This is a genomic window from Bacteroides sp. AM16-13, assembly GCF_003602705.1.
GTDB lineage: Bacteria > Bacteroidota > Bacteroidia > Bacteroidales > Bacteroidaceae > Bacteroides > Bacteroides xylanisolvens.
Genome location: NZ_QTLK01000009.1, coordinates 138,284 through 151,792, shown reverse-complemented (window position 1 = coordinate 151,792; position 13,509 = coordinate 138,284). Strand labels below are relative to the sequence as shown.

Genomic DNA, 13,509 nt, shown 5'->3' with positions numbered 1-13,509 from the left:
ATAGTAAGTTGTTTGATTGGCAGGTGGTAATTTAAATCGTAAATAGTATAGATGGAACAATTGAAACATGAATGTGGCGTTGCCATGATACGCTTGCTTAAACCGTTGGAGTATTACGAGAAAAAGTACGGAACATGGATGTACGGTCTTAATAAGCTCTACCTGTTAATGGAGAAACAACATAACCGTGGACAGGAAGGTGCGGGACTGGCATGTGTGAAACTGGAAGCAAATCCGGGTGAAGAATATATGTTTCGTGAACGTGCTTTAGGCTCCGGAGCTATTACGGAGATTTTTGAAAATGTTCAAAACAACTTTAAGGAGCTCACTCCCGAACAGTTGCATGATGCTGCGTATGCCAAACGAGTCCTGCCTTTTGCCGGGGAAGTATATATGGGGCATCTTCGTTATTCCACTACGGGAAAATCCGGAATCTCATACGTGCATCCATTTTTAAGAAGAAATAACTGGCGTGCCAAGAATCTCGCTCTTTGCGGAAACTTCAATATGACGAATGTGGACGAAATATTTGCCCGTATCACTGCCATTGGTCAGCATCCGCGTAAATATGCCGATACATATATCATGTTGGAACAGGTGGGACACCGTCTTGACCGTGAAGTGGAGCGTGTATTCAATCTTGCCGAAGCCGAAGGGCTTACGGGCATGGGCATCACGCATTATATAGAAGAACATATTGATTTGGCAAACGTACTGCGTACTTCCAGTCGCGAATGGGATGGGGGGTATGTTATTTGTGGATTGACCGGAAGCGGTGAATCTTTCGCTATCCGTGACCCTTGGGGCATCCGGCCTGCATTTTGGTATCAGGATGACGAAATAGCTGTTCTTGCTTCCGAACGTCCGGTTATCCAGACAGCTTTGAATGTTCCGTTTGAGGAAATCAAGGAACTGCAACCGGGGCAGGCATTGCTGATTAGCAAAGAAGGTAAGATACGTACTTCGCAAATCAATAAGCCACGCGAAAATCAGGCTTGTTCTTTCGAACGTATCTATTTCTCCCGTGGCAGTGACGTCGATATTTATAAAGAAAGGAAACGGCTGGGCGAAAAGTTGGTTCCGAAAATACTGAAAGCTATCAATAATGATATCGATCATACGGTCTTCTCTTTTATTCCAAACACTGCGGAGGTTGCTTTCTACGGAATGTTGCAGGGACTGGATGATTACTTGAATGAGGAGAAAGTGCAGCAGATCGCTGCATTGGGGCATAACCCGAATATGGAGGAATTGGAAGTTATTCTTTCCCGTCGTATTCGCAGCGAAAAGGTGGCAATCAAGGATATTAAGCTCCGTACGTTCATCGCCGAAGGAAACAGTCGTAATGATTTGGCTGCCCATGTGTATGATATTACATACGGAAGTCTTGTACCCGGTGTTGATAATCTGGTGATTATCGACGACAGCATTGTGCGCGGTACTACGCTGAAACAAAGTATTATCGGTATTCTCGACCGTCTCGGTCCGAAGAAGATTGTCATTGTATCTTCTTCTCCGCAGGTGCGTTATCCTGACTATTACGGTATTGATATGGCAAAGATGAGCGAGTTTATCGCCTTCAGGGCTGCTGTCGAACTTTTAAAGGAACGGGATATGAAAGATGTGATTGCGGCCGCCTATCGTAAATCGAAAGAGCAGGTAGGACTGCCGAAAGAGCAGATGGTAAACTATGTGAAAGATATTTATGCTCCGTTCACTGATGAGGAAATCTCTGCCAAAATGGTAGAACTGCTGACACCCAAGGGAACCAAGGCGAAAGTGGAAATCGTCTATCAACCGTTGGAGGGATTGCACGAGGCTTGTCCGCATCATAAAGGCGACTGGTATTTTAGCGGTAACTACCCTACACCGGGTGGTGTGAAAATGGTGAACCGGGCGTTCATCGACTATATAGAACAAATGTATCAATTCTAACAACCATACAACGATTCAATAATAAGAATGAGAAATGTGACATTAATCCTTGACGACGGGAGCCGGTTTTCCGGTAAGTCGTTTGGCTACGAGAAGCCGGTGGCGGGCGAAGTAGTGTTTAATACTGCCATGACCGGATATCCGGAGAGCCTCACTGACCCTTCATACGCCGGACAGTTGATGACGCTTACCTATCCTTTGGTAGGTAACTACGGTGTTCCTCCTTTTACTATCGAGCCGAATGGACTTGCCACTTTCATGGAAAGTGAAAAGATCCACGCGGAAGCGATTATCGTAAGTGACTATTCTTATGAATACAGCCACTGGAACGCTGTGGAAAGTCTTGGTGACTGGCTGAAACGGGAAAAAGTTCCTGGTATCACGGGCATTGATACACGCGAGCTGACGAAAGTTCTTCGTGAACATGGAGTAATGATGGGGAAAATAGTATTTGAAAATGAAGAATTAAGAATGAAGAATGAAGAATTTCCGTCTTATAGCGATATAAACTATGTAGACCAGGTTTCCTGTAAAGAAATTATTCATTATTTCCCTAGTGGAACAAGCAGTCACAGCGCAGCTAATTCTTCATTCTTCATTCCTCATTCTTCATTAAAAAAAGTTGTCCTGGTAGATTGCGGTGTGAAGACTAATATCATTCGTTGTCTGCTGAAACGTAATGTTGAGGTGATTCGTGTTCCTTGGGATTATGATTATAACGGACTCGAATTTGACGGACTGTTTATTTCCAACGGACCGGGGGATCCGGATACCTGTGATGCTGCGGTGCAGAATATCCGCAAGGCAATGTCAAACGAGAAACTGCCTATCTTCGGAATCTGTATGGGTAACCAACTGCTTTCGAAAGCGGGAGGAGCCAAGATTTATAAATTGAAATACGGTCACCGTAGCCACAACCAACCGGTGCGTATGGTAGGCACTGAACGTTGCTTCATCACTTCGCAAAATCACGGTTATGCCGTAGACAATAATACGTTGAGTGCAGATTGGGAACCGTTATTTATTAATATGAATGATGGCTCTAACGAAGGAATCAAGCATAAAAGAAACCCTTGGTTTTCTGCACAATTCCATCCGGAAGCAGCGAGTGGACCTACGGATACGGAATTCCTGTTCGACGAATTTGTAAAACTATTATAACCCATATTCATCACGGATTATAAAAAATCTGTGTTAATCTGTGTAATCTGTGATGAACCAGAAAGTAGAATCAATGAAAGAAAATATAAAGAAAGTATTGCTGTTGGGTTCCGGTGCCCTGAAGATCGGTGAGGCCGGTGAGTTTGACTATTCCGGTTCGCAGGCACTCAAAGCTTTGAAAGAAGAAGGCATTGAAACGATTCTTATCAATCCTAATATTGCTACGGTACAGACGTCCGAAGGAGTGGCGGATCAAATCTACTTCCTTCCGGTGACTCCGTATTTCGTAGAGAAAGTGATTCAGAAAGAAAAACCGGAAGGTATTATGCTGGCGTTCGGTGGTCAGACAGCCTTGAACTGTGGAGTGGCATTGTACAAAGAAGGTATTCTTGAAAAATATAATGTGAAAGTACTTGGTACTCCGGTACAAGCCATTATGGATACCGAGGATCGTGAACTTTTCGTTCAGAAATTGAATGAAATCAATGTAAAGACCATTAAGAGTGAAGCCGTAGAAAATGCGGAAGATGCTCGTCGCGCAGCAAAAGAACTGGGGTATCCCGTAATTGTTCGTGCTGCGTATGCATTGGGTGGCTTGGGCTCCGGTTTCTGTGATAACGAAGAGCAACTGGATATTCTTGTAGAAAAAGCGTTCTCTTTCTCTCCGCAGGTATTGGTGGAGAAATCACTTCGTGGTTGGAAAGAAGTGGAATATGAAGTGGTACGTGACCGTTTCGACAACTGTATCACTGTTTGTAATATGGAAAACTTCGACCCGCTGGGTATTCATACCGGTGAATCTATCGTTATTGCTCCGTCACAAACGCTTACGAACAAAGAATATCATAAACTCCGGGAACTGGCAATACGTATCATCCGCCACATCGGTATTGTGGGCGAATGTAATGTGCAATATGCTTTCGACCCCGAATCCGAAGATTATCGGGTGATTGAAGTAAATGCCCGTCTTTCCCGTTCATCGGCTTTGGCATCTAAGGCAACGGGTTATCCGCTGGCTTTCGTTGCGGCCAAATTGGGACTGGGTTACGGACTCTTCGACCTGAAGAACTCTGTAACAAAGACTACTTCTGCTTTTTTCGAACCGGCACTGGACTATGTTGTATGTAAGATTCCACGTTGGGATTTGGGTAAGTTCCACGGTGTAGATAAAGAATTGGGATCTTCTATGAAATCTGTCGGTGAGGTGATGGCTATCGGTCGTACTTTTGAAGAAGCTATCCAGAAAGGGCTCCGCATGATCGGGCAGGGAATGCACGGATTTGTAGAAAATAAGGAGCTAGTTATTTCCGACATCGACAAGGCTTTGCGCGAACCGACTGATAAACGTATTTTTGTTATCTCGAAGGCTTTTCGTGCCGGCTACACCATCGATCAGGTACACGAACTGACTAAGATTGATAAATGGTTCCTTCAGAGATTGATGAATATCATGCAGACTTCCGAAGAACTGCATAGCTGGGGAAATAATCACAAACAGATTGCCGATCTGCCAAACGAACTGCTTCGTAAAGCCAAGGTTCAAGGTTTCTCTGATTTCCAGGTTGCACGTGCCATCGGCTACGAAGGTGATATGGAGGATGGTATTCTTTATGTCCGCAAACATCGTAAAGAGGCGGGTATTCTTCCGGTAGTGAAGCAGATCGATACTTTGGCAGCCGAATATCCGGCACAAACCAATTATCTGTATCTTACTTATAGCGGTGTGGCAAATGATGTTCATTACTTGGGCGACCATAAATCCATTGTCGTATTAGGGTCTGGTGCTTATCGTATCGGTTCTTCCGTAGAATTTGACTGGTGCGGTGTGCAGGCTTTGAATACTATTCGTAAAGAAGGATGGCGCAGCGTGATGATTAACTATAATCCTGAAACTGTATCTACGGACTACGATATGTGCGATCGCTTGTACTTCGACGAATTGACTTTTGAACGTGTGATGGATATTCTGGAACTGGAGAATCCGCATGGGGTAATTGTATCTACCGGTGGTCAGATTCCGAATAACTTGGCTTTGCGTTTGGATGCACAGCATATCAATATCCTTGGCACAAGTGCCAAGAGCATTGACAACGCTGAAGACCGTGAGAAATTCTCTGCCATGCTCGACCGTATCGGTGTGGATCAACCCCGTTGGCGTGAGTTGACCTCTATGGAAGATATCCATGAATTTGTCGAAGAAGTAGGTTTCCCCGTACTCGTTCGCCCGTCATACGTGCTTTCGGGAGCTGCAATGAATGTTTGTTCCAATCAGGAAGAACTGGAACGTTTCCTGAAACTGGCAGCCAATGTCTCGAAAAAACATCCGGTAGTAGTAAGTCAGTTTATTGAACATGCCAAGGAAGTAGAAATGGATGCCGTGGCGCAGAATGGCGAAATTGTGGCATACGCTATTAGTGAGCATATCGAATTTGCAGGAGTACACTCCGGTGACGCGACTATTCAGTTCCCGCCACAGAAGCTATATGTAGAAACTGTTCGTCGTATTAAGCGTATCAGCCGTGAGATTGCCAAGGCTTTGAATATCTCCGGTCCGTTTAATATTCAGTATTTGGCAAAAGACAATGATATCAAGGTGATCGAATGTAACTTGCGTGCTAGTCGTTCTTTCCCATTTGTCAGCAAGGTACTGAAGATCAACTTTATTGAACTGGCAACCAAAGTTATGCTTGGTCTGCCTGTCGAAAAACCGGAAAAGAATCTTTTCGAATTGGACTATGTGGGAATCAAAGCTTCACAGTTCTCTTTCAACCGTTTGCAGAAAGCCGACCCGGTGTTGGGAGTAGATATGGCTTCCACCGGTGAAGTAGGTTGTATTGGTATGGATACTTCTTGTGCTGTATTGAAAGCAATGCTTTCTGTAGGCTATCGTATTCCGAAGAAGAATATCTTGCTTTCCACGGGTACGATGAAGCAAAAAGCGGATATGATGGATGCAGCCCGTATGTTGGTGAATAAGGGATATAAACTCTTTGCGACGGGCGGTACACATAAAGCGCTTGCCGAGAGCGGTATTGAGAGTACTCATGTTTATTGGCCGAGTGAAGAGGGACATCCGCAGGCGTTGGAGATGCTTCATAGTAAGGAAATAGATATGGTAGTCAATATACCAAAGAACTTGACTGCCGGAGAATTAAGTAATGGGTATAAAATCCGTCGCGCTGCCATTGATTTGAATGTACCATTGATTACGAACGCTCGTCTGGCTAGTGCATTTATCAATGCATTCTGTACGATGAGTGTGGATGATATAGCTATCAAGAGCTGGGCAGAATATAAATAAGATGATTATATTCTATTGAAATGAAAAGACAAAGGTCGTTCTTATTATTCGAGAGCGGCCTTTGTCTATTATTGTAGAAATACAATTATTCGATTATTCAGTTGGAAAATTAAATACTCTTGGTCTTTATTTGCTGTTTTGGACATTTTAATGTAACTTGCGCACTTATTTAAATAACATTTTTTTTACAGGAGAATGATAGGTATGGATAATCATGTTGTAATAATGGCTGGTGGCATAGGGAGCCGTTTCTGGCCGATGAGCACTCCGGAATGTCCTAAACAATTTATTGATGTAATGGGATGTGGCCGGTCACTGATTCAATTGACGGCAGACCGGTTTGATGGTGTTTGCCCCAGAGAAAATATGTGGGTGGTAACTTCTGAAAAATACATTGATATTGTTCGGGAGCAGTTGCCGGAAATTCCGGAAAGTAATATTTTAGCGGAACCTTGTGCACGAAATACTGCACCTTGTATCGCATTTGCTTGTTGGAAAATCAAAAAGAAGCATCCCCGTGCTAATATTGTAGTAACTCCTTCGGATGCATTAGTCATCGATACGGGCGAGTTCCGTAGAGTGATGGAGAAAGCACTTCGTTTTACGGATGATAGCAGTGCTATTGTCACAATAGGTATTCGGCCGACTCGTCCGGAGACAGGCTACGGATATATTGCTGCTGCCAACCAGCTTCAAACAGATAAAGAAATTTATACAGTAGACGCATTCAAGGAAAAACCCGATAAAGAGACAGCTGAAAAGTATTTGGCGGAAGGTAATTACTTCTGGAATGCGGGAATCTTTGTGTGGAACGTGCGTACTATCACTTCCGTGATGCGTGTATATGCTCCGGGTATCGCACAGATTTTTGACCGTATTTTCCCGGATTTCTATACGGAAAAAGAAAATGAAACAATCAAAAAGTTATTCCCGACTTGCGAAAGTATTTCTATCGACTATGCGGTGATGGAAAAAGCGGAGGCAATTTACGTGTTACCGGCTTCTTTCGGCTGGTCGGATTTAGGCACATGGGGAGCACTTCGCGGTCTTTTACCACAGGATAAATCGGGAAATGCTACGGTAGGAACCGATATACGTTTGTATGACAGTAAGAACTGTATTGTGCATGCCAGCGAAGAAAAACGAGTTGTTGTTCAAGGACTGGATGGATATATCATCGCAGAGAAAGATAATACATTACTGATTTGTAAACTGGAAGAGGAACAACGGATTAAAGAGTTCTCGAAATAAAGATTATTTCGTTTGTTGATATTCGTGTGGTGTCATTCCTGTCATTCGTTTAAAGAACTTCGAGAAAAAAGAAGGATTAGGGAAATTTAATTCATCAGAAACTTGATAAACGAGCAGATTGCTATGTTTTAGCAATACTTTTGCTTCTAGTATAATGGACTGGTTTATCCAGTCCATTACTGTTTGTTGACTGGCCTGTCGGATAACAGTATTCAGATAACGTGGAGTGAGGCATAGCTTATCTGCATAGAAATTTACGTTACGTTCTTTCTTGCTGTATACATTGACAAGAGAGATGAAACGTTGGAAAATCTCTTCCTGTCTTGTCAACTGGGCAGAATTCAGTTCAATACTGTTTTGAGCGATATATTCTAAATAATAGATGAGGCTGGCCAAAAGATGTTGTATAGCTTCTTTGCGGAATGGCGGTTCCTGCAATACTCCCCATATCAAGGTGAAATAATGTTCCATTTGTTGCTGTTCTTGTGGAGATAGTAACAATATGATGTTTTTCTGATGATGGAGAAGGTAAGAAAAAAAATCGTCTTTTCCGGATATAGGAAGGAAATTGTGGTCGGCTGCTATCATTTGCATATCAAAATCAGGAGACACTTCTGTGATTTGAATAATGGAGTTAGGAGCGATCACTGCGATGTATCCCGGTTGGATGGTATATTCGATCAGATTAATGAGAATTCGGGCAGAGCCTTGCTTGACGAATGCGATACGTCCTTCTTTAATACGATACGGTTGACCGAGTGAGAAAAGAGTCGTTTCCATCTTTACAAAGCTATTGACGAATCCGAAATCAGAAGATATATAACGATGCTCGTTATGCCGGACAATTTTAAGATTGTCTAATAATTTAAGTGCTAACTCTATCGGTTCTTTTTGTCCCATTTTCTTTTCTCTTTTCCGGCAAAGGTAATAAAATGCGGCATACTTATTTGCTTTTTTCTGTTTTATCGAACTAATGGAACACATTTACCAACTCTTGGAAATGACCAGTATCTTTGAAATCCTTATCTTTGTCTTTCGAAGAAACCAAAGAAATAATGGATATGAAAAGAATGATTTTCAGTTTCTCCTTTTTACTGTATGTAGCAGGAGCGTATGCGCAGATAACATTGGAAGAATGTCAGCGGAAGACGCAGGATAATTATCCGTTGGTACATCAGTATGGTTTAGTGGAGAAGACAAAGGAATATAATCTGGAAAATGCAGCCAAGGGATATTTACCTCAATTTGCTCTTTCGGCAAAGGCTTCTTATCAGAGTGATGTGACAGAAATTCCGGTAAAACTTCCCGGAGTAGATTTAAAAGGATTGCCCAAAGACCAATATCAGGTCATGTTGGAGTTGCAACAGAAGATATGGGACGGGGGAGGAATCCGTATGCAGAAGAAGCAGACGATTGCAGAGGCTGAAGTGGAGAAAGAAAAACTGAATGTAGATATGTATGCGCTGAATGACCGCGTGAATGATCTTTATTTTGGAATTCTCCTGCTGGACGAGCAAATCAAACAGAATACATTGTTACAAGATGAGTTAGAGAGAAATTATCGTCAGATTACTGCTTATGTGGAAAATGGAATAGCCAATCAAGCTGATTTGGATGCAGTGAAAGTGGAGCAGTTGAATACAAAACAGAAAAGAATTGATTTAGTATCATCACGGGCAGCTTATTTGAAAATGCTTTCGCTGTTGGTAGGAGAAGCACTGTCTCCGGAGACGGTGCTGGAGAAACCTGTACCTCAAAGTACGGTTTCGGCTGTCAGTGAGATTCGTCGGCCGGAGTTGGCTTTGTTTGATGCACAGGGAGCCGGACTGCAAGTGCAGGAGAAGGCTTTGAATGTGCGTCATCTTCCGCAGTTCGGACTGTTTGTGCAGGGGGCATACGGAAATCCCGGATTGGATATGCTGAAGAATGAATTTTCTCCTTATTATATGGCAGGTGTCCGGCTTTCATGGAATTTCGGTAGTCTGTATACTTTGAAAAATGACCGTCGGGTGATCGAGAAGAAAAGACAGCAACTGGATAATAACCGGGATATATTCCTTTTCAATACAAGACTGGAAATGACGCAGCAGGATCAGGCTATCCATTCTTTGGAGAAGCAAATGCGGGATGATGATGAAATAATCCGGTTGCGTACAAATATCCGTAAAGCTGCCGAAGCAAAGGTGGCAAATGGAACATTGACCGTGACTGAAATGTTACGTGAACTGACTAATGAGAGCTTGGCGCGTCAGTCGAAAACTATGCATGAGATTCAACGGTTAATGGGAATTTATCAATTGAAATATACAATAAATGATTAATATAACTTCTCCGGATATGAAAAGAATAACAAAAATAGGAATGTGGGGGATAACGCTGATGATGTTATCTGCCTGTGAAAATGGAACACCTGATTATGACGCAACCGGTACATTTGAAGCTACGGAAGTAATAGTGTCCGCCGAGGCTGCCGGAAAATTGCTACGACTGGAAGTAGAAGAGGGAACAAAGCTGAAAGCGGGTGAGGAGATCGGGTTGGTAGATACGGTACAATTGTATTTAAAGAAACTGCAATTGGAAGCCAGTATGAAATCGGTAGAAAACCAGCGTCCTGATCTTGCCAAACAGATTGCCGCTACCAAACAGCAAATTGTCACGGCAGAGCGTGAGAGGAAACGGGTGGAAAACTTGCTTGCTGCAGGTGCGGCCAATCAAAAACAACTGGATGATTGGGACGCGCAAGTCAAATTACTCGAACGGCAGCTCGTTGCACAGGAATCATCGTTGCGTAATAGTACGAATAGCCTTACAGAACAAGGCAATTCGGTTGCTATACAGGTAGCGCAAGTGGAGGATCAGTTAGCTAAATGTCATGTTCAGTCACCTATCGCAGGTACAGTATTGGCTAAATATGCGGAAGCCGGTGAATTGGCGGCTATCGGCAAGCCTTTATTTAAGGTGGGCGAAGTGGATCGTATGTATTTGAGGGCTTACATCACTTCCGAACAGTTATCAAAAGTGAAACTGGGAGATCAAGTGACTGTGTATGCTGACTATGGCAACTCGGAGCAGAAAGCTTATCCGGGGGAAGTGACTTGGATTTCCGATCGTTCGGAATTCACTCCAAAAACAATTTTGACGAAGAATGAACGTGCTAATCTGGTATATGCAGTGAAGATTGCGGTGAAGAATGACGGAGCGTTGAAGATTGGTATGTATGGCGGAGTAAAATTAAAGAATGAAGATTAAAAATTAAAGTCAGGGAGATGGAGAAGGATGTACCCATAGTGGTTGTGAAAGAAGTCGGCAAGAGCTATGGAACGGTGGAAGCGCTGAAAGAGGTTTCTTTTGTGGTAGAACGGGGAGAGATCTTTGGGCTGATAGGTCCTGACGGTGCCGGTAAGAGTACCTTATTCCGTATTCTGACTACTTTGCTGCTGGCAGATAAGGGAACGGCCACGATTGGCGGACTGGATGTGGCAACAGAATATAAACAGATTCGTACGAAGGTTGGATATATGCCCGGTCGTTTTTCACTTTACCAGGATCTTTCAGTAGAGGAGAATCTGGAGTTTTTCGCTACCGTATTCCATACGACTGTTCAGGAGAACTATGATTTAATTAAAGATATCTATCAGCAGATAGAACCGTTCAGGAAAAGAAGGGCAGGGGCTTTGTCGGGTGGTATGAAGCAGAAACTGGCATTGAGTTGCGCTTTGATTCATAAACCGGATATTTTATTCCTGGATGAACCCACTACCGGAGTGGATCCTGTGTCGCGCAAGGAATTTTGGCAAATGCTTCGTAACTTGCGGGAACAGGGTATTACTATTGTTGTTTCTACTCCCATCATGGATGAAGCCCGGCAATGTGACCGGATTGCTTTTATCAATCATGGAAAGATTCATGGCATTGATACCCCCGAGCGTATTCTTCAGCAATTTGCATCCATCCTTTGTCCTCCTTCTTTGGAACGGGAGGAGGTGAGACATGAAACCGCTCCGGTCATTGAAGTGGAGCAGTTGACAAAGTGTTTTGGTAATTTTACAGCGGTAGATCATATCTCCTTTCAGGTGAACCGGGGAGAGATATTTGGCTTCCTGGGTGCTAACGGTGCCGGAAAGACTACAGCCATGCGCATGCTTTGTGGATTGAGCAAACCGACATCAGGCATAGGAAAGGTGGCAGGATATGATATTTTCCGGGAAGCTGAACAAGTAAAGAAGCATATCGGCTATATGAGCCAGAAATTTTCGCTGTATGAAGATTTGAAAGTGTGGGAGAATATCCGTCTGTTTGCCGGGATTTATGGGATGAAAGAGCAAGAAATAGAGCGGAAGACAGAAGAATTGTTGGATCGCCTGGGGCTTGCTGACGAGCGGGATACTTTGGTGAAGAGCCTTCCGGTGGGGTGGAAGCAGAAATTAGCTTTTTCAGTTTCAATCTTCCACGAGCCGAGAATTGTTTTTCTGGATGAGCCGACGGGTGGAGTAGATCCCGCTACGAGAAGGCAGTTCTGGGAATTGATTTATCAGGCAGCCGACCAGGGAATCACCATATTTGTCACTACCCATTATATGGATGAAGCGGAATATTGTAACCGGATATCTATCATGGTGGACGGTCAGATTAAAGCTCTTGATACACCTGCCCGTCTGAAGCAACAATTCGGTGCAGAAACGATGGATGATGTTTTTCAGCAATTAGCCCGCGGTGCGGTGCGCAAAGCAGATTGATTATGAGACAGTTTATAGCTTTTGTAAAGAAGGAATTTTATCATATTTTCCGTGACCGGCGAACCATGCTGATTTTGTTGGGGATGCCGGTTGTACAAATTATACTATTCGGTTTTGCCATCAGTACAGAGGTGAAAAATGTCCGGTTGGCGGTACTCGATCCTTCTAATGATGTGGTGACACGAAAGATTATTGATCGTTTGGACGCCAGTGAATATTTCACCGTTACTGCACGTTTTCATTCGCCCCAGGAAATGGAAGCTGCTTTTCTGAAGAATAAGGTTGATATGGCGATTGTTTTTAGCGAACGTTTTATAGATGATCTCTATACGGGTGATGCTCGTGTGCAGCTGGTAGTAGATGCGACAGATCCGAATATGTCGACTTCGCAGGTTAATTATGCAACGGGAATTGTTTCTATGGTAGGTCAGGAAATGATGCCGCCCAATATGTCGGCTGCCCGTTTAACGTCGGATATAAAACTGTTGTATAACCCGCAAATGAAGAGTGCTTATAACTTTGTTCCGGGGGTAATGGGGTTGATCCTGATGCTGATTTGCGCTATGATGACCTCGATTTCCATTGTTCGTGAAAAAGAGACGGGGACCATGGAGGTATTACTGGTTTCGCCTGTGAAGCCACTATTTATTATTTTGGCAAAGGCTGTGCCTTATTTTGTGTTGTCGTTTGTCAATCTGATCACTATCCTTTTACTTTCGGTCTTTGTGCTGGATGTTCCAGTAGTAGGAAGTTTATTCTGGTTGATAACTGTCTCTTTGTTGTTTATCTTCGTATCCTTGGCGTTGGGCTTATTGATTTCATCAGTCACGCGTACACAGGTTGCGGCCATGCTGGTTTCCGGTTTGATGTTGATGATGCCCACGATGCTTTTATCGGGGATGATTTTCCCTATTGAGAGTATGCCGTTGATACTTCAATGGATCTCGGATATACTTCCGGCACGTTGGTATATTCAGGCTGTGCGAAAGTTGATGATTGAAGGAGTGCCTGTTGTATTGGTATATAAGGAGATTGGTATCTTGTTATTGATGGCGACGGTACTTATTACGGTTAGTATCAAGAAATTCAAGTATAGATTGGAGTAGATAAGAATAATATGTTAAT

The 13,509-nt window shown here is 43.3% G+C and carries 9 protein-coding genes; 8 read left to right on the top strand and 1 reads right to left on the bottom strand.

All coding sequences use genetic code 11. The annotated features are described in order from the left end of the window. Positions 1–51: 51 nt before the first annotated feature. The 4 genes from DW173_RS09860 (at position 52) to DW173_RS09845 (ending at position 7,648) form a co-directional block, all read left to right on the top strand. Positions 52–1,935, top strand: coding sequence for an amidophosphoribosyltransferase (locus DW173_RS09860; protein ID WP_008022839.1), 1,884 nt, complete (start codon positions 52–54; stop codon positions 1,933–1,935). A 27-nt stretch (positions 1,936–1,962) separates the two neighbouring features. Further along, positions 1,963–3,096, top strand: coding sequence for a glutamine-hydrolyzing carbamoyl-phosphate synthase small subunit (carA, locus tag DW173_RS09855; protein ID WP_008022837.1), 1,134 nt, complete (start codon positions 1,963–1,965; stop codon positions 3,094–3,096). 73 nt (positions 3,097–3,169) lie between these two features. Then, positions 3,170–6,397 (top strand): carbamoyl-phosphate synthase (glutamine-hydrolyzing) large subunit, encoded by a 3,228-nt coding sequence (gene carB, locus DW173_RS09850; RefSeq protein WP_120144385.1) that lies wholly within the window; start codon positions 3,170–3,172, stop codon positions 6,395–6,397. Between the two features lie 204 nt (positions 6,398–6,601). After that, complete coding sequence (locus tag DW173_RS09845) at positions 6,602–7,648, top strand: mannose-1-phosphate guanylyltransferase (RefSeq protein ID WP_032839530.1); 1,047 nt, start codon at positions 6,602–6,604, stop codon at positions 7,646–7,648. A gap of 3 nt (positions 7,649–7,651) precedes the next feature. Here DW173_RS09845 and DW173_RS09840 read toward each other — a convergent pair whose 3' ends face one another. After that, positions 7,652–8,548 carry an AraC family transcriptional regulator gene (locus DW173_RS09840; protein ID WP_032851511.1) on the bottom strand — a complete coding sequence of 299 codons (897 nt, stop codon included), beginning with the start codon at positions 8,546–8,548 and terminating at the stop codon, positions 7,652–7,654. A gap of 161 nt (positions 8,549–8,709) precedes the next feature. Between DW173_RS09840 and DW173_RS09835 the strand changes: the two genes are divergently transcribed. Genes DW173_RS09835 through DW173_RS09820 form a run of 4 tightly spaced genes read left to right on the top strand, consistent with a single transcriptional unit; the run spans position 8,710 to position 13,490 of the window. After that, a complete protein-coding gene (locus tag DW173_RS09835) occupies positions 8,710–9,969 on the top strand; it encodes a TolC family protein (RefSeq protein WP_120144384.1) in 1,260 nt (419 codons plus the stop codon). Between the two features lie 16 nt (positions 9,970–9,985). Next, positions 9,986–10,897: an HlyD family secretion protein gene (locus DW173_RS09830; protein ID WP_120144383.1), complete on the top strand. Its 912-nt coding sequence runs from the start codon at positions 9,986–9,988 to the stop codon at positions 10,895–10,897. A 17-nt stretch (positions 10,898–10,914) separates the two neighbouring features. Beyond that, positions 10,915–12,384, top strand: coding sequence for an ATP-binding cassette domain-containing protein (locus DW173_RS09825; protein ID WP_120144374.1), 1,470 nt, complete (start codon positions 10,915–10,917; stop codon positions 12,382–12,384). Positions 12,385–12,386: 2 nt separating this feature from the next. Continuing rightward, entirely contained in the window at positions 12,387–13,490 is a 1,104-nt protein-coding gene (locus DW173_RS09820; RefSeq protein ID WP_008022823.1) for an ABC transporter permease, read from the top strand. Positions 13,491–13,509 lie beyond the last annotated feature (19 nt).